Source organism: Buchnera aphidicola (Panaphis juglandis), from assembly GCF_964059065.1.
Classification (GTDB): domain Bacteria; phylum Pseudomonadota; class Gammaproteobacteria; order Enterobacterales; family Enterobacteriaceae; genus Buchnera_L; species Buchnera_L aphidicola_AM.
Genome location: NZ_OZ060378.1, coordinates 381104 through 398370, shown reverse-complemented (window position 1 = coordinate 398370; position 17267 = coordinate 381104). Strand labels below are relative to the sequence as shown.

19 protein-coding genes and 1 tRNA gene are annotated in these 17267 nt (G+C 24.9%); 16 read left to right on the top strand and 4 right to left on the bottom strand.

What is annotated here, in order from left to right; genetic code table 11:
• Positions 1-95 precede the first annotated feature (95 nt).
• A complete protein-coding gene (dnaB, locus tag AB4W46_RS01975) occupies positions 96-1463 on the bottom strand; it encodes a replicative DNA helicase (protein WP_367678477.1) in 1368 nt (455 codons plus the stop codon).
• 206 nt (positions 1464-1669) lie between these two features.
• Here dnaB and ssb point away from each other — a divergent pair, with 206 nt between their 5' ends.
• On the top strand, positions 1670-2176 hold the full coding sequence (gene ssb / locus AB4W46_RS01970) for a single-stranded DNA-binding protein (RefSeq protein ID WP_367678476.1): 507 nt from the start codon (positions 1670-1672) through the stop codon (positions 2174-2176).
• 61 nt (positions 2177-2237) lie between these two features.
• Here ssb and AB4W46_RS01965 read toward each other — a convergent pair whose 3' ends face one another.
• Complete coding sequence (locus AB4W46_RS01965) at positions 2238-3002, bottom strand: alpha/beta fold hydrolase (RefSeq protein WP_367678475.1); 765 nt, start codon at positions 3000-3002, stop codon at positions 2238-2240.
• A gap of 97 nt (positions 3003-3099) precedes the next feature.
• Between AB4W46_RS01965 and AB4W46_RS01960 the strand changes: the two genes are divergently transcribed.
• On the top strand, positions 3100-3699 hold the full coding sequence (locus AB4W46_RS01960; RefSeq protein WP_367678474.1) for a NifU family protein: 600 nt from the start codon (positions 3100-3102) through the stop codon (positions 3697-3699).
• An 837-nt stretch (positions 3700-4536) separates the two neighbouring features.
• On the top strand, positions 4537-5244 hold the full coding sequence (gene deoD / locus AB4W46_RS01955) for a purine-nucleoside phosphorylase (protein ID WP_367678473.1): 708 nt from the start codon (positions 4537-4539) through the stop codon (positions 5242-5244).
• A gap of 50 nt (positions 5245-5294) precedes the next feature.
• On the opposite strand, the gene AB4W46_RS01950 is transcribed toward deoD, so the two are convergent.
• Positions 5295-5383: transfer RNA gene (locus AB4W46_RS01950), tRNA-Ser, on the bottom strand.
• Between the two features lie 240 nt (positions 5384-5623).
• Here AB4W46_RS01950 and aroK point away from each other — a divergent pair.
• From aroK to trpS, 4 genes are read left to right on the top strand one after another with little or no spacing between them, the layout of a single operon-like run.
• Positions 5624-6145, top strand: a complete 522-nt coding sequence (aroK, locus tag AB4W46_RS01945) for a shikimate kinase AroK (protein ID WP_367678472.1) — start codon at positions 5624-5626, stop codon at positions 6143-6145.
• Between the two features lie 28 nt (positions 6146-6173).
• Entirely contained in the window at positions 6174-7265 is a 1092-nt protein-coding gene (gene aroB, locus AB4W46_RS01940) for a 3-dehydroquinate synthase (protein WP_367678471.1), read from the top strand.
• A 60-nt stretch (positions 7266-7325) separates the two neighbouring features.
• Positions 7326-8000: a ribulose-phosphate 3-epimerase gene (gene rpe, locus AB4W46_RS01935; RefSeq protein ID WP_367678470.1), complete on the top strand. Its 675-nt coding sequence runs from the start codon at positions 7326-7328 to the stop codon at positions 7998-8000.
• Between the two features lie 47 nt (positions 8001-8047).
• The gene (gene trpS, locus AB4W46_RS01930) at positions 8048-9043 is read left to right on the top strand and encodes a tryptophan--tRNA ligase (protein ID WP_367678469.1); all 996 of its coding nucleotides are present in this window, start codon (positions 8048-8050) and stop codon (positions 9041-9043) included.
• A gap of 20 nt (positions 9044-9063) precedes the next feature.
• Here trpS and tsgA read toward each other — a convergent pair whose 3' ends face one another.
• Positions 9064-10233 (bottom strand): MFS transporter TsgA, encoded by a 1170-nt coding sequence (gene tsgA / locus AB4W46_RS01925; protein WP_367678468.1) that lies wholly within the window; start codon positions 10231-10233, stop codon positions 9064-9066.
• Between the two features lie 203 nt (positions 10234-10436).
• On the opposite strand from tsgA, the gene tusD reads away from it, so the two are divergent.
• The 9 genes from tusD to rplC all read left to right on the top strand — a co-directional run bounded on the left by tusD (position 10437) and on the right by rplC (position 17266).
• Positions 10437-10829 carry a sulfurtransferase complex subunit TusD gene (gene tusD, locus AB4W46_RS01920; RefSeq protein ID WP_367678467.1) on the top strand — a complete coding sequence of 131 codons (393 nt, stop codon included), beginning with the start codon at positions 10437-10439 and terminating at the stop codon, positions 10827-10829.
• A gap of 6 nt (positions 10830-10835) precedes the next feature.
• Positions 10836-11195 (top strand): sulfurtransferase complex subunit TusC, encoded by a 360-nt coding sequence (gene tusC, locus AB4W46_RS01915; RefSeq protein ID WP_367678466.1) that lies wholly within the window; start codon positions 10836-10838, stop codon positions 11193-11195.
• 13 nt (positions 11196-11208) lie between these two features.
• Positions 11209-11496: a sulfurtransferase complex subunit TusB gene (gene tusB, locus AB4W46_RS01910; protein WP_367678465.1), complete on the top strand. Its 288-nt coding sequence runs from the start codon at positions 11209-11211 to the stop codon at positions 11494-11496.
• A gap of 90 nt (positions 11497-11586) precedes the next feature.
• On the top strand, positions 11587-11961 hold the full coding sequence (rpsL, locus tag AB4W46_RS01905; RefSeq protein ID WP_367678464.1) for a 30S ribosomal protein S12: 375 nt from the start codon (positions 11587-11589) through the stop codon (positions 11959-11961).
• A gap of 34 nt (positions 11962-11995) precedes the next feature.
• Complete coding sequence (gene rpsG / locus AB4W46_RS01900) at positions 11996-12466, top strand: 30S ribosomal protein S7 (protein ID WP_367678463.1); 471 nt, start codon at positions 11996-11998, stop codon at positions 12464-12466.
• Between the two features lie 106 nt (positions 12467-12572).
• The gene (gene fusA, locus AB4W46_RS01895; protein WP_367678462.1) at positions 12573-14681 is read left to right on the top strand and encodes an elongation factor G; all 2109 of its coding nucleotides are present in this window, start codon (positions 12573-12575) and stop codon (positions 14679-14681) included.
• 63 nt (positions 14682-14744) lie between these two features.
• Entirely contained in the window at positions 14745-15929 is a 1185-nt protein-coding gene (tuf, locus tag AB4W46_RS01890; protein WP_367678461.1) for an elongation factor Tu, read from the top strand.
• 363 nt (positions 15930-16292) lie between these two features.
• Positions 16293-16604, top strand: a complete 312-nt coding sequence (gene rpsJ / locus AB4W46_RS01885) for a 30S ribosomal protein S10 (RefSeq protein WP_367678460.1) — start codon at positions 16293-16295, stop codon at positions 16602-16604.
• Between the two features lie 32 nt (positions 16605-16636).
• Positions 16637-17266, top strand: a complete 630-nt coding sequence (gene rplC / locus AB4W46_RS01880) for a 50S ribosomal protein L3 (RefSeq protein ID WP_367678459.1) — start codon at positions 16637-16639, stop codon at positions 17264-17266.
• The last annotated feature ends 1 nt before the right edge of the window (position 17267 follow it).

Genomic DNA, 17267 nt, shown 5'->3' with positions numbered 1-17267 from the left:
AATATTGTATGTTATTTTATAAGTTATATTTGTATTAATGAAATTATAATTTTTTATTGATATTTGAATATTATAGTTTTTAAAAAATGAATATTTTAATCATGATGATAATTATCAAATCTGCATAAATTACCATTAAATAATAATTTAATTGATCCACTTGGTCCATTTCTTTGTTTGCCAATAATAATTTCAGCAATTCCTTTTAAATTACTGTTTTCATTATATATTTCATCCCGATAAATAAATAATATTAGATCTGCATCTTGTTCTAATGAACCAGATTCACGTAAATCAGAATTTATCGGTCTTTTATCAGTTCTTTGTTCTAGTAATCGATTCAATTGAGATATTGCAATGATTGGTATTTTTAGTTCTTTTGCTAGAGCTTTTAATGTTCTTGAAATTTCTGCAATTTCTAGGTTTCTTTGTGTTGATAAATGTGGGATATGAATTAGTTGTAAATAATCTATCATGATTAAACTTAAACCACCTTTTTTTTTGTAAAGTTTTTTTGCTTTAGATCGTATTTCAGTTGGGGTTAGTTGAGCAGAATCATCAATGTATATATTTTTTTTTTTTAATAGTATATTAATTATACTTGATATTCTTGACCAATCTTCATCTTGTAATTGTCCAGTTCTAATGTTACATTGGTATATACGTGATAATGATGATAACATTCTTATCATAATTTGTTCACCAGGCATTTCTAAACTAAAAATTAAAACTGGTTTTTTACATGTCATAGCAGTATTTTCACAAATATTCATAGCTAATGTTGTTTTACCCATTGAAGGTCTAGCAGCAATGATGATTAGATCAGAATTTTGTAATCCCAGTGTTTTTTTATTAAGTTCAGTATATCCTGTATCTAATCCAGTAATTGCATTGTTTGGAGAATTAATTAATGTCTCGATTAAAGTAATGGTCTTATCAAGCATATTTTTAATGTTTTGTGGGTTATGGTGATTTTTAAGTATTTTCTTTGAAATATTTAAAATATTACATTCCGCATCTTCTAAAATTTCTGCACCATCTTTTTCTCCTGGATTATATCCTAAATTGGTAATTTGTTGTCCTATAGAAATTATTTCTCTTAGTAATGATCGTTCTTTTATAATTTTTGCATATGCTTGCATATTTTCAGTGCTAGGTATATTTTTAATGATATCAGATAAATAAGAAAAGGACTCGATGTTATTGAACATATTTTTTTTTTCTAAAGATTCAGAAACAGTAATTAAATCAATTGGAAAGTTTTGATTAATTAATTTTTTCATTTCTTTAAAAATAATTTTATGTGGTATATGAAAAAAGTCGTTAATTGTAATGTTATTAGATATCTTATCCCATTGTTTATTGTCTAGCATTAAACTACCTAGAAGTGATCTTTCAGCATCTAATGAATATGGTAATTGTGATTTTATAGTTTGAATATGTTTTTGACTGTTTTTTTTCATGTTTTTAATATATTAATGTAGTGAATTATGAAAATTGTTTCAGTAAAAATGATTTGTATATTTTGTATAGTTATTATAACATCAATTATAGTATTTATTATATTAATATTATTTAAATATTTTAAAAATATATAAATATTATTTTTATTATTTTTTTTGATTTTTTATGAATTAAAATGATTATTTAATCAATTAAGGTAGATATTATGGCAATAAGAGGAATTAATAAAGTTATTTTGATTGGTAATTTAGGTAAAGATCCTGAAATACGATACATGTCAAATGGTAATGCAGTAACTAATATTAATCTTGCTACTTCTGAAACTTGGAAAGATAAAAATACAAATGAAATAAAAGAAAAAACAGAGTGGCATAGAATTGTTTTATTTGGAAAATTAGCAGAAATTTCTGGTGAATATTTACGTAAAGGTTCTCAAGTTTATATTGAAGGATCCTTACAAACAAGAAAATGGAAAGATAAAAATGGAATTGAACGATATACTACAGAAATTATAGTGAATATGAATGGTAAAATGCAAATGTTAGGTAGCAGAAAGGATGCGGTTAGAGATGTTAATAATTCTAATGATGATAACTTAAATCAAGATAGTCATATACTATCTCAAACAAAAACTGTAAATAATGAATTAAAAAATAAATTATTATCTGAAGATATATCTAGTGTCGAATTTGATGATGAATTACCTTTTTAAAAATTGAAAATTTTATAATTAAAATATCTTTTAACTTTATTATTATGAAATTAATTTATTTTTATAATTTTTTTTTAAATGAAATGATAGAATTGCAGAATTCAATTGGTTTTGATATGAATGGCATGTGTGCAGAATGATCAATAACTATTATTTTAATATTTTTATTATTATATTTATTAATGATTTTTGAAATTTCTATTGGTATCATAGTATCTAATTTACCGTATATTTGTAAATTAGGTAATTTAGTTTGCATTATGTATTTTCTGATATCTGTTTTACATATTATATCTAAATTCATTTTTAAGGTATTGTATGTTGGGTATGGTGGTAAAACATATTTTTTAATTATATTTTGAACATGAGTATTTTTTTTTATTATATTATATGTGTTAGTAATAAAGAAGTTTTTTATTGTATTTTTATAGTTGTATAATAAATTTTTAAAAATATTTTTTATTGTATTGATGTCTATTCCTGGCCATTTTTTTTTTTTAATGAAGCATGGAGATGAACATATATTAATTATAGCAATTGTTTTTTTTGGATACAAAATACTCATATAACTAGAAATTATACCCCCCATAGACCACCCCATCCAAATACATTTTTTTGGTGTATTATTATGAATTAATGCTAATAGTTCATACAGGTTTTCTACTATGACATGAAAGTTATTACCATATCCTGGTAAATCAATGATATGTAGTTTAAAATCTTTCATTAAAATTTTTTCTATCCAAAACCAAATGCTATTATTTATACCCCATCCATGTAATAATATTAAATTTATATTACCTTTTCCAATAATTTTTATATACATATTTATATTTTTATTTATTTTTAATGATTTTATAATTAATACTAATTATGATAGTATATTTAAATGTTTTATTTAAATATTATGATTATTAAGATTTATGATTAAGATTTCTAAAAAAGCTCAAAAATATTTAAAAAATTTAATTTCTAAAAATAATAAATACGTATCTTTAAGGATATTAATTAATAAACCTGGAACACAATATTCGGAATGTAAGCTTTCATACGAAAATTGTAAAAATTTAAAAAAAACAGATATTGAAATAAAATATGATTCATTTAGTATTTATGTTGATGAGAAAATACTACCATACTTAAAAGATTCTAAAATTGATTTATTTATTAATGATACTGAAAAACAATTAATGCTAATGGCTCCATATTCTGGTCAGGAATTAAATCATCATAATCCAACTACTCAAAACGTTAAATATGAACATTTATTTCAAAAATTAAAAAATTTTATTGATTATGATATTAATCCAATGTTGATGATGCATGGTGGAAAAGTTTTTTTAGTAGAGATTAATACACTGGGATATGCGATGATTAAGTTTTTAGGTGGTTGTAATGGTTGTTTAATGTCAAAAAATACATTTTCAGAAAATATTGAGAAAAAAATTTTAAGTCATTTTCCAGATTTAAATGGTGTTCAAGATATTACAAATCATAGTCGTGGTATGCATTCTTTTTTTTAGTTTTGTTTTTTATTTTTTATTTTTTTATTTTTGATTTAAAAAGAATGATTTTTTATATTTAAGATTTTTATCTTTTTATTAATAAATGCTTTATTTTTATGATTATTCATTAAAATTATAAAATTGATTTTTTGGATATTATTTTGAGTATTTATTTTTTAATTTTTTTATAATTATGAATATTTTTTAATAGATAATTATGATGATAGAAAATTATAATTTCAATATTAATTGTATATTTTTAATATTTTTAAAAAAAATTGATTTTTTAAAAATATAGTTTTTATATTTTTTTAAAACCTATTAATTGAAATACTATTTATAAAAAATTTTCAAATTTTTCATGAATTTTTTAAATGTTTCAAATATTTTTGAAATTATTTTATGATGAATTTTTTTGATCGTATAGATTCATATTTATAATAATTTGATAAATAGTACATTAGTTTTATATTTTTAAAAGATAGGTATTTCATTTTATATATAAATATAAAAATCAATGCATTAGAATATTTTAATATTTTATATTTTTTAAATATTTCATTTCTAATTATTTTAAATAAATCATGTGATTATGATAATTTTATTATTATTTCAAATTATTAATTTTATTTAATATGTTTTCTAATCATCATAAAAAATAAAATAAATTAATATTATTTATTTTTCATGACAATTTTTAGATTTTGATATTAAGATATTTTTTATTTATATAAATAGTTGAGAAATATTTTGATTTATCTAATATTGATTATGGTATTAGAATTATATAATTTGAGTATATTAAAATAGGTTTTTGGTTTTTAAGTTATTTTTGTTTTTAAGGTAATTGAATTTATGACAACACCTCATATTAATGCAAATAATAATAGTTTTTCTGAATTGGTAATGATGTCTGGTGATCCATTTCGAGTGAAATATATTGCAGAAAATTTTTTGAAGCATTGTATCCAAATTACTAATGTTCGTTCAATGCTAGGTTTTACAGGATATTATAATGATGTTTTAGTTTCCATTATGAGTCATGGTATGGGTATACCTTCTGCTGCTATTTATGTAGAAGAATTAATTAAATCTTATCGTGTAAAAAAAATTATTCGTGTTGGAACATGTGGTACAATTCAAAAAAAAATTAATTTAAAAGATATTATTATTGCAATAGGTGCATGTACTGATTCTAATTTTAATCGTTTACGATTTAACAACTATGATTTTTCTGCAGTTGCTAATTTTAATATTATTTCTAATGCAGTACGTATTGCAAAAAAAATGAGAATTAATATTCAAGTTGGGAGTTTTTTTACTACAGATACTTTTTATATGAATTCTGAATTATTATATCCATTATTAAAGAAGTATAATATTTTAGGTATAGATATGGAAACTTCAGGTATTTATAGCATTGCTGCAGAACATAGTGTAAAAGCTATGTCAATATGTTCTGTATCGGATCATATTACAAGAAATCAAAAGTTATCTTCTGTAGAACGAGAATCATCATTATGTGAAATGATAAAATTAGCTTTAGAAACATTGATTGCATAATATTTTTATTTTTATAGTTATTTCTAATTATAATTTAATGATTATAATTTTGGTGAGGAAGGGATTCGAACCCTTGATACATATTTTTATGTATACACGCTTTCCAGGCATGCTCCTTAATCCTCTCGGACACCTCACCATATTTTATATTGAATTTTAAATTGTGAAATTATTATGGTTCATTATAACATTTTATTGTTTTTTTTTACAATCATAATGTTGAAATATTTTTGTTTTGAATTTCATTTTGTGATTTTTAGGATTTATAGTATTATACATAATATGTTTTATAAATCTTTGTTGATTTTTTTTATTTATGCCAAAAATTACTATTTATTTTTGGTTTTCTATAAAACCATGATTAGTGTATGTACACAATATGTTTGAAAAACGAAATATTTTTTTAATAGGTCCTATGGGTGCTGGTAAAAGCACTATTGGTCGTCAGTTGTCTAAAGAATTAAATATGGAATTTTGTGATTCTGATCAAGAAATTGAAAAACGTACCGGAGCTGATATCAGTTGGGTATTTGATATTGAAGGAGAATCTGGATTTAGAGTTCGCGAAGAAAAAGTAATTAATGAATTGACAAACATGCATAAAATTGTTTTAGCAACTGGTGGTGGATCAATTTTATCAAAAAAAATTAGAAATTTATTATCTTCTAGAGGCATCATAGTATATTTAAAAGTTACAGTCGAAAAACAATTAATGCGAACTAAAACAGATAAGCATCGCCCATTATTAAATACTTCTGAACCTGCTGAAGTTGTTTTAAAAAAACTATCAATCATAAGAAATCCTTTGTATGAAGAGATTTCAGATGTATCTATTGATACTAATAATAAAAATTCAAAAATAATAGTTGTAAATATTATGAATTTTTTAAAAACGATTTAAATACTATTGTATGTGAGAATAATATACTATGTTTAATGAAAATGTATTTGTTCATACAAGTAATCATACGTATGAGATAAAAATTGGATATTCATTATTTAAAAAAAAATATCTTTTTTATCCGTTCAATAAAAATGATAAAGTGGTTTTAGTAACAAATACTACAGTATCAAAATTTTTTAAAAAAATGGTTTTGGATTATTTATTAAATATAAATATTGATGTTAGTGATTTTGTTTTGTCTGATGGTGAAAATTTTAAAAATTTAAATTCTGTAGAATTATTGCTAGGTTATTTATTAAAAAATAATTTTGATCGTAACACAATATTGATTGCATTGGGTGGTGGGGTGATTGGAGATTTAACTGGTTTTGTTGCTTCTATTTATCAAAGAGGTATTAGAGTTATTCAAATACCTACTACATTATTATCTCAAGTTGATGCTTCAATTGGTGGTAAAACAGGAGTTAATCATATTCTTGGTAAAAATATGATTGGTACTTTTTGGCAACCAAGTGCAGTAATAATAGATGTTTGTTTTTTAACTACTTTACCAATTAATCAGTTAATATCAGGTATTGCAGAAGTAATTAAATATGCAATTATTTTTGATATTGATTTTTTTCAATGGTTAGAAGATAATATTGAAAAAATATTAGTAATGGATCCAAATAGTTTGTTATATTGTATTAAGAAATGCTGTGATTTAAAATCAAAAGTTGTTTTTTTTGATGAACGGGAAAATAATTTACGTTGTTTATTAAATTTTGGTCATACATATGGTCATGCTATTGAGTCATATTTTAAATATTCTTTGTTTTTACATGGAGAGGCTATTTCTATAGGTATGGTGATTGCGTCTCGTACTGCAAAAATTTTGAAATTATTAAATGATTTTGATGAAAATCGGATTATTAATTTGCTGAAATTAGCTAATTTACCATTTTCTGCTCCAAAAAATATGCCCCCTGAAGAATATTTGCCATATATGAAACGTGATAAAAAAAGTCGGAATGGGAATATTAAATTAATATTACCAGTTTCAATTGGTAAAGTTAAAATCTTTAATAAAATAGATAAGAACATAATTCTTCAATCAATTCAAGAGTGTATATTATAAATTTATGTTTTAATTATTTAAATTTTTTAAAACTTTTGAATTATTTATAGAGATATAAAAATGAAAAAATTTTTTATTTCACCATCTATTTTGTCTGCAGATTTTTCTCGATTAGGTCAAGATGTACAAAATGTTTTGGATGCTGGAAGCGATATGATTCATTTTGATGTTATGGATAATCATTATGTTCCTAATTTAACATTCGGTCCTATGATATTAAAATCATTGAGAAGTTATCCAATTCGTGCTCCTATTGATGTACATTTAATGACTTCTTCAGTTGATGCATTAATTCCTATTTTTGCAAAATCAGGAGCGGATTATATTACTTTTCATCCTGATTCTACTCGGGATATTCATCATACTATACGTATAATTAAACAAAATAATTGTAAATCAGGTATAGCAATTAATCCAGATGTTTCTATAAAAATTTTAGATCCTTTTTTAGAAAAATTGGATTTAATTTTATTAATGAGCGTTTATCCTGGTTTTTCTGGTCAAAAATTCATATTATCAGTATTAAAAAAAATCAGATCACTAAGAAAATATTTAAATTTTAATTTTCCAAATATTTTATTACAAGTCGATGGTGGTATTAATATAAATAATATTTTTGATGTTGCAGAAGCAGGAGCTGACATATTTGTTATGGGTTCTGCGATTTTTTGTTCTAATAATTATTATGAAACAATTCAAAACCTAAAAAAAAAAATAATTCTTGTTAGTAGTTAGGATTGCGATTTTTTTTAAGGTTATTTGATATCGTGTAAGGAAATAATATGTCATTTTTAAAACCCATTTTATTCAGTGCGGTTCAACCTACAGGTCAATTAACAATCGGTAATTATATTGGTACATTATCTCATTGGTCTGATTTTCAGGATCGATATCAATGTATTTTTAGTATTGCTGATTTACATTCTATGACTGTATTACAGGATTCAAAAAAATTAAAAAAATCACAATTAGATACTATTGCTTTTTATTTATCGGTTGGTGTAGATCCAAAAAAAAGTATTGTATTTCTTCAATCTTCTGTATCTGAACATTGTAAATTATATTGGGTGTTGAGTTGTTATACTTATTTTGGAGAATTAATTCGTATGACACAATTTAAAAATAAATCTAAAATACATTCAAATAATGTTAATTCTGGTTTATTTACTTATCCGATATTGATGGCATCCGATATTTTGCTATATCATAGTGAATACGTTTTAATTGGGAATGATCAAAAACAACATTTAGAATTAGTTAGAAATCTTGTAAAACGTTTTAATTTTTTGTATGGTGATATTTTTAAAATGCCAAATATATGTATTCCTCAAAAAAATAATTCAAAAGTTATGTCTTTATTATGTCCAACATGTAAAATGTCGAAGTCTGATGCTAATCCTAACAATGTGATTTTTTTATTAGAAGATTCAAAATCTATTTTTAAAAAAATTCAGCGTTCTGTTACTGATTCAGAACAGAAAATATTATATGATGTAAATAAAAAAGCAGGAATTTCGAACTTATTAAATATTTATTCAAATTTCACTGGTAAAAGTATTTTAGAATTAGAAGAAAAATTTTTACATACATCATATAAAGATTTTAAATATTTAGTGGCTAAAGTTATTTCTAAAACTTTGTTAAAAATACAAGAAAAATTTTATTATTTTCGATCTAATGAGCATTATTTAAATGAAATCTTAAAAGAAGGATCATATAGAGCACAATATTATGCTAAAAATATCATAAATCAAGTATATCATGTTTTAGGTTTATAAATCTTATTTTTATTCGTTACTTAAAAATTTTTCTTGTGACGACTTGTTAAACCTAATATTATGGATAATATGAATACTATTCCATATAATATATTTGAAATGACTAATGCACCACAAATTCCTATTTTTGAGATGATTGGTCCAGTAATTATGAATGTTAAAAGTGTACCAATAGTTCCAGACATCAAAGTAAAGTTAATTAGTTTTTGAGAAGGTTTTTTGGTTTGTAAAGATGTTAGTGTGATAATTATTGTATAAATAGCACTTGAAAAAAAACCAAGTATTATAATAATAGTATTAAATAGCATTATATTGTTATTTTTAATAAAAAAATACATTGAAAATGTAGAAATACCTGTTAATATTACTAATGCTTTTTGTAAATCAATAAATTTTAATATATAACTAAAAAACCACATTCCAAACATGTATGACATCCAAAAGTTACTCACTAAACTTCCAGAATGTTGAAGATTAAAATGAATATTTTGTGTAGCATATTCTGGAACCCATGAAATAAATCCTAATTGACCTAAAATATAACATAAAGAACAGCAACATAGAATAAATATACTTTTTTTACAGTTACTGTGATATTTATTTTTTTTTTTTGTTATTTTAATATTTTGTTTAGGGAATTCTACATTAATTGTAATTAAAAAAATTATAAAATATACTAATCCAATGATAATGTAAATCCAGTACCAAAATATTTTTTTGTGTAATAGTATAGATGCAATTATTGGAAACATAATTCCGGAAATACTAAAAAAAGAATCTGTTAATAATAGTTTTGATGTTCTCTCTGAACCAGAATAAATATTTGTAATTAAGAAGGTACCAATTGACATTGTAATTCCACCAACCATACCAAAAATAAACATACTGAAACAAAAAATAGTTAAATTATGTGTAATTACAAAATTATATATCGCAATTAAAACTAAAAAAAAACCCATAATGATTTGTTTTTTAAGAGAAAAAAATTTCGTAATCCAAGAATTTAATACAATAGAAAATAATATTCCAGCATTTAAAAACGTAAATGTGTTACTCATATTTGCAACAGAGAGATGGAAATATTTTGCAATATTACGTATTATCATTCCTGTTACAACAATCATCGATCCAGTAAAATAATATGATAAAAAACTTATTATTGTTAACCCATATTTATTTTTGTTTATCATGATTTCCTCTGAAAATAGTATGATGATTTTTACAAGATTAAATAATGAAAATTATGAACACTTTTCGAAAGAATTTACGTATGATTATTTTAATTATATCATCATGATTTAAAATGTTTATTAAATATTTTTACTTTTGTATTATTATATGATAATATTATTTTTATTTGTTATTTTTATTTTTAATTGTTACTTTTTTTTAAATGAAAATATTTACATATACTATACTAGTTACAAGCTCATATAGTAAAGAAAATTCTAAGAGTGCGCTTTTTTTTTCACAAAATTTAGTAGAAAATAATCATATTATTGACAGTATTTTTTTTTATGGTGATGGTGTTTATAATAGTAATAATATGGTATATACAATATTTGATGATTTTAGTTTAATAAAAAAATGGTATGATTTTAGTAAAGATTTTTCTGTAAATTTAAATGTTTGCTCAAGTTTTGCTCAAGATCGAGGTATTATTTCTGATGAAATTTCTAAAAATATGGGTTTCAAGCATGGAAATTTACATTTTGGTTTTCGCTTAACTGGTTTAGGTCATTTAATTACTTCAATAATAAAATCAGATCGTTTATTACAATTTTAATATTATATGAAAAAAATTGCTGTAATTTTTTCAAATTCACCTTATGGAACTAGTTTCGGTTTAGAAGGTATTAATTTTGTTTTATCTGCTTCTTGTTATACAAATAATATTTTTTTGTTTTTTATTGGAGATGGAATCTTTCAAATATTAGAAAATCAGGACTCAAGTTCTATTTTTTTTAAAAGTTATTCTGATTCTTTTAGTTTTTTAGAGTTTAGTAATATTAAAAATTTTTATTTATGTTATGAATCACTCATAAAACGTGGTTTAAATTCATCAGTAAAGTTTTTAGTGAATGTAATTATTTGTAATCCTACTGATTTTAGAAATCAAATTGATAAATGTGATGTTATTTTAAATTTTTAACTTATTAAAAATTATGTTAAATATACTTTTAAATTCTCCTTTTAAAATTGATATTCAGAGCATGATAGAGGTTTTAAAAAAACGAGATACATTAGTTGCATTACAAGACGGTGTTTTAATTGCACTAAATGGTAATATTGTATTAAATACATTACTTAAAAAATCAATTACGTTATATGTTTTAAAAGAAGATGTTTTGGCTAGAGGTATTCTGGATCATATTTGTGATAATTGTAATGTAATTAATTACTCTCAATTTGTGACATTAACTCAAAATTTTTCAAAATATATGAATTGGTAGTATATATTACTATTTTAAATATTTTATTTTATTTTAATTTTTAAAAGTATAACGCATACTATTTTACCATTTATTTATAAAAAGGATACTATGGTTACTATCAATCAATTAGTTCGTATTCCAAGAATTAAGAAAATTTCTAAAAATAATGTTCCTGCATTGTCAGGATGTCCTCAAAAGCGTGGTGTATGTACTAAAGTATATACTACTACTCCAAAAAAACCTAATTCTGCTTTACGTAAGGTTTGTCGAGTTAAACTAACAAATGGATTTGAAGTTACTGCTTATATTGGTGGTGAAGGTCATAATTTACAAGAACATTCTGTAATTTTGATAAGAGGTGGTCGAGTCAAAGATTTACCTGGTGTACGTTATCACGTTGTACGAGGAGCTCTTGATTGCGCTGGTGTTAAAAACAGAAGTACTGGTCGATCAAAATATGGTGTTAAAAAATTAAAAAAATAATTGTTTTCATTTTTTAGTTAACAGGGATATTATTATGTCAAGACGACGAATGATTGAAAGTCGAAAGATTTTACCTGATCCTAAATTTTCATCAGAAATATTAGCAAAATTTATTAATACCTTAATGATGAATGGTAAAAAATCAATTGCTGAAAACATTGTATATTCTGCATTAGAAAAATTATCTATTCAAGTTCAAAAAGATGAATTAGAAATATTTGATATTATTTTAGAACATGTTAAACCAGTGGTTGAAGTAAAATCACGTCGAGTAGGAGGTTCAACGTATCAAGTTCCAATTGAAGTTCGTCCAGTTAGACGTAACACATTAGCAATGCGTTGGATTGTAGAATCTGCTAGAAAGAGAAAAGATAAATCGATGTTTTTAAGATTATTTCACGAGTTTTCTGATATTTTAGAAAATAAAGGAGCTTCTATTAAAAAACGAGATGATGTCCATCGTACAGCTGAAGCAAATAAAGCTTTTGCACATTATCGTTGGTAAATTTTGTTAAAATGTGATTTTTTGAGTTATGAGAAGCTATAATTTTAATTTGCGATTTTTTACAATATATTGCATAGTATTGTATTTACTCCTGAAGAGGAACAGAATGGTTCGAACAACACCAATTATTTATTATCGTAATATTGGAATTAGTGCACACATTGATGCTGGTAAAACGACTACTACTGAGCGGATTTTATTTTATACAGGTATCAATCATAAGATTGGTGAGGTTCATGATGGTACTGCCACCATGGATTGGATGGAGCAAGAGCAAGAACGAGGTATTACAATTACTTCCGCTTCAACAACAACGTTTTGGTCTGGTATGAATAATCAATATCCTTCTCATAGAATTAATATAATTGATACTCCAGGTCATGTTGATTTTACTATTGAAGTGGAACGATCAATGCGTATTTTAGATGGGGCAGTGATGGTATATTGTGCAGTTGGTGGAGTACAACCACAATCAGAAACAGTTTGGAGACAAGCAAATAAATATAATGTTCCTAGAATTGCTTTTATTAATAAAATGGATCGTGTTGGAGCTGACTTTTTTAAAGTTTTACAACAAATGGAGCTTCGTTTTAAAATTACTACGTTACCTTTACAAATTGCTATTGGATCGGAAGAAAATTTTGTTGGTGTTGTAGATTTAGTACAAATGCGTGCTATTTATTGGAATGATATGAATCAAGGAATTACTTTTGAATATAAAAATATTCCTGATAATTTATTGCCTATTGCTCAAAAATGGAATCGAATGCTAGTTGAAACTGCTGTTGATTGTGATGAAAAATTGATGGAAAAGTATCTGAATAATGAATTTTTATCTGAGAAAGAAATAAAATTAGGTTTGCGTCAACGAGTATTAAATAATGAAGTAATTCTTGTAACATGTGGTACTGCATTTAAAAATAAAGGTATACAATCTCTTTTAGATGCAATTATTGATTATTTACCATCTCCAATAGATGTTGATTGTATACATGGGGTTTCTGAAAAAGGTAAAAAAGTTTCTGTTAAGCGTATTTCAGATGATAAAGAGTTTTTTTCTGCTTTAGCATTTAAAATTGCTAATGACCCTTTTGTTGGTAATTTAACATTTTTTAGGGTATATTCGGGATTTGTAAAATCTGGAGACACAATTTTTAATTCAGTTAGAGGTCAAAAAGAGCGATTTGGAAGAATTGTTCAAATGCACGCTAATAAACGTGAAGAAATTAAAGAAGTATATTCTGGTGATATTGCTGCAGCAATTGGATTAAAAAATGTTATGACTGGAGACACTCTATGTGATATAAATCATCCAATTGTTCTAGAAAAAATGGAATTTCCAGAACCTGTAATTTCAATTGCTATTGAACCAAAAACTAAAACCGATCAAGAAAGAATGGGATTAGCTTTAAATCGGTTAGCAAAAGAAGATCCATCTTTTCGTGTTCATACTGATCATGAATCTAATCAAACCATTATTTCTGGTATGGGTGAATTACATTTAGAGATCATTATTGATCGCATGAAAAGAGAATTTAATGTTAGCGCTAGTATAGGTAAACCACAGGTTGCTTATCGTGAAACTATTCGTGATACAATAAAAAATGTTGAAGGTAAATATATTAAACAAACTGGTGGTCGTGGTCAATACGGACACGTAGTAATTGATTTATTTCCTTTATCACCAGGAGGTCCTGGTTATCAATTTGTTAATGATATTAAAGGAGGAGTAATTCCTAACGAATACATATCTTCAATTGATAAAGGTATACAGGAACAGTTAATTTCAGGTCCTTTAGCAGGTTATCCAGTAGTGGATATTGGAATAAGATTACATTTTGGTTCATATCATGATGTTGATTCTTCAGAATTAGCATTTAAATTTGCATCATCCATTGCATTTAAGAGTGGTTTTAAAAAATCAAATCCAGTATTATTAGAACCAATTATGAAAGTTGAAGTTGAAACTCCTGATGATTACATGGGTGATGTTATTGGTGATTTAAATCGACGTCGTGGTATAATTGAAGGAATGAAAGATTTTCAGGTGGGGAAGTTAATTTCAGCTAGAGTTCCTTTATCAGAAATGTTTGGTTATGCAACGGATTTACGTTCACAAACTCAAGGACGTGCTTCTTATTCTATGGAATTTTCAAATTATTTAGAAATTCCTAAAAATATTGCATTAGAAATTATTCAAAATCGAAATAAATAATTGTGTATTTTGATAATATAACATTATATATGAATGAAATTTTTATAAATAAAAGGAAATATTGTGTCTAAAGAAAAATTTAAAAGATTAAAAACACATATTAATGTTGGAACTATTGGTCATGTAGATCATGGAAAGACTACATTAACTGCTGCCATTACAACTGTATTATCTAAACATTATGGTGGATCAGCTCGTGCTTTTGAACAGATTGATAACGCTCCAGAGGAAAAAGCTCGTGGTATTACTATTAATACATCACACGTTGAGTATGATACAAAAATTAGGCATTATGCTCATGTTGATTGTCCAGGTCATGCAGATTATATTAAAAATATGATTACTGGTGCAGCTCAAATGGATGGTGCTGTATTAGTTGTTGCTGCAACAGATGGGCCAATGCCACAAACACGTGAGCATATTTTATTAGCCCGTCAAGTTGGTGTTCCTCATATGGTAGTTTTTTTAAATAAATGTGATATGGTAGATGATGAAGAGTTATTAGAATTAGTGGAAATGGAAGTTCGTGATTTATTAACACAGTATGATTTTCCAGGTGATAATATTCCTATTATTAGGGGTTCTGCTTTAAAAGCATTAGAAGGGGATAAAATTTGGGAAGATAAAATTTTGGATTTATCAAATGCATTAGATAATTATATTCCTAATCCAAAAAGAGATATTGATCAACCATTTTTATTACCTATTGAAGATGTATTTTCGATTTCTGGTAGAGGGACAGTTGTTACGGGGAGAGTAGAAAAAGGTGTTGTAAAAGTTGGTGAAGAAGTGGAGATCGTTGGGATTAAACCAACAACGAAAACCATTTGTACTGGAGTAGAGATGTTTAGAAAATTATTAGATGAAGGAAGAGCAGGGGAAAATGTTGGAATATTGTTGCGTGGTACAAAACGTGATGAAATAGAACGTGGTCAAGTATTGGCTAAACCAGGTAGTATTCATCCACATACAAAATTTGAATCTGAAGTTTATATTTTATCTAAAGAGGAAGGTGGTCGACATACTCCATTTTTTAAAGGATATCGTCCGCAATTTTATTTTAGGACGACTGATGTTACAGGTTTTATTGAATTACCAGATGGGGTAGAGATGGTTATGCCTGGTGATAATATTAAAATGGTTGTAACATTGATTCATCCTGTTGCAATGGGTGAGGGTTTAAGATTTGCAATTCGTGAGGGTGGTAAAACGGTTGGTGCAGGTGTAGTAATTAAGATTATTAATTAGTTAAATTAAATACTAATTGTATAATTTTATGATAGAATATAATAATTTTTATTTTCAAGAAAGAGGATAGCATATTCTCTTTTCTTGATGCTATTTTTATTAATAGATATCGTGATATTTTTTATTTTTATTTATGAATTTTATAATTAATTAATAATTTTATATTATAAATTTTTCTATTCATGTAATTTTTTATTTTTTAATTTTATTAATACTTTATATTTTATTATATTATGTGTTATATTTTTTCAAAATATTATTTTAATATATTATTATACATTATAATTTTATTATGGTTTTTTATTTTAGATATTGATACAATATATTTTTCATTTTATTTTATATAATTGGAGTTCTGATGCTATGCAGAACCAAAGAATTCGTATTCGACTTAAAGCATTTGATCATCGTTTAATTGATCAATCTACTTTTGAAATTGTTTCTACAGCTAAAAGAACAGGAGCTCAAGTTAAAGGTCCAATTCCTTTACCAACAAAAAAAGAGCGATTCACGGTATTGATATCTCCTCATGTTGATAAAGATGCTCGTGATCAATATGAAATTCGTACACATAAAAGGCTTATCGATATTGTTCAACCTACTGAGAAAACAGTAGATGCATTAATGAGATTGGATTTAGCAGCTGGTGTAGATGTACAAATTAGTTTAGATTAAAATAAATCGTAAGTATTATTATTGGTGATAATATGGTAGGATTAGTTGGAAAAAAAATTGGAATGACGCGTTTATTCAATGAAAGTGGTTGTATGATTCCAATTACAGTTTTAGAAATTAAAAAAAATTATATTATACAAATTAAAGATAAATTTCGTGATGGGTATTCTGCTATTCAAGTTACAACGGGAATAAAAAAGAAAAAAAATGTATTAAAATCAGAAATAGGTCATTTTTTAAAATCTGGTGTTGATTGTGGTTGTGGTTTGTGGGAATTTAAAACATTAGAAATAGATAATTTTCATCTTGGTCAACCATTGGATTTAAGTTTATTTGTTAAGATTAAAAAAGTAGATGTTTCTGGATATACTAAAGGTAAGGGATTTTCTGGAACTGTTAAAAGATGGAACTTTAAGATGCAGGATGCGACACATGGAAACTCATTATCGCATAGAGCACCTGGTTCTATTGGTCAGAATCAAACACCAGGTAGAGTTTTTAAGGGTAAGAAAATGTCTGGTCATTTAGGTAATGTGAAAGTTACAATACAGAACTTAAAAATTTTTAAAATTGATATTAAAGAAAATTTGTTGTTATTAAAAGGTTCAGTTCCTGGTTCAAATGGTGGTAATATTATTGTGAATCCAGCAATAAAATCATAAG

Bases quoted from the DNA above. Each gene is read 5' to 3' on its own strand.
- tusB (WP_367678465.1), top strand. From the start codon at position 11,209: ATGTTAAATATACTTTTAAATTCTCCTTTTAAAATTGATATTCAGAGC.
- rpsJ (WP_367678460.1), top strand. From the start codon at position 16,293: ATGCAGAACCAAAGAATTCGTATTCGACTTAAAGCATTTGATCATCGT.
- tusC (WP_367678466.1), top strand. From the start codon at position 10,836: ATGAAAAAAATTGCTGTAATTTTTTCAAATTCACCTTATGGAACTAGT.
- rplC (WP_367678459.1), top strand. From the start codon at position 16,637: ATGGTAGGATTAGTTGGAAAAAAAATTGGAATGACGCGTTTATTCAAT.
- aroK (WP_367678472.1), top strand. From the start codon at position 5,624: ATGTTTGAAAAACGAAATATTTTTTTAATAGGTCCTATGGGTGCTGGT.
- rpe (WP_367678470.1), top strand. From the start codon at position 7,326: ATGAAAAAATTTTTTATTTCACCATCTATTTTGTCTGCAGATTTTTCT.
- AB4W46_RS01965 (WP_367678475.1), bottom strand. From the start codon at position 3,002: ATGTATATAAAAATTATTGGAAAAGGTAATATAAATTTAATATTATTA.
- dnaB (WP_367678477.1), bottom strand. From the start codon at position 1,463: ATGAAAAAAAACAGTCAAAAACATATTCAAACTATAAAATCACAATTA.
- rpsL (WP_367678464.1), top strand. From the start codon at position 11,587: ATGGTTACTATCAATCAATTAGTTCGTATTCCAAGAATTAAGAAAATT.
- rpsG (WP_367678463.1), top strand. From the start codon at position 11,996: ATGTCAAGACGACGAATGATTGAAAGTCGAAAGATTTTACCTGATCCT.
- aroB (WP_367678471.1), top strand. From the start codon at position 6,174: ATGTTTAATGAAAATGTATTTGTTCATACAAGTAATCATACGTATGAG.
- ssb (WP_367678476.1), top strand. From the start codon at position 1,670: ATGGCAATAAGAGGAATTAATAAAGTTATTTTGATTGGTAATTTAGGT.
- AB4W46_RS01960 (WP_367678474.1), top strand. From the start codon at position 3,100: ATGATTAAGATTTCTAAAAAAGCTCAAAAATATTTAAAAAATTTAATT.
- tsgA (WP_367678468.1), bottom strand. From the start codon at position 10,233: ATGATAAACAAAAATAAATATGGGTTAACAATAATAAGTTTTTTATCA.
- trpS (WP_367678469.1), top strand. From the start codon at position 8,048: ATGTCATTTTTAAAACCCATTTTATTCAGTGCGGTTCAACCTACAGGT.
- deoD (WP_367678473.1), top strand. From the start codon at position 4,537: ATGACAACACCTCATATTAATGCAAATAATAATAGTTTTTCTGAATTG.
- tusD (WP_367678467.1), top strand. From the start codon at position 10,437: ATGAAAATATTTACATATACTATACTAGTTACAAGCTCATATAGTAAA.
- fusA (WP_367678462.1), top strand. From the start codon at position 12,573: ATGGTTCGAACAACACCAATTATTTATTATCGTAATATTGGAATTAGT.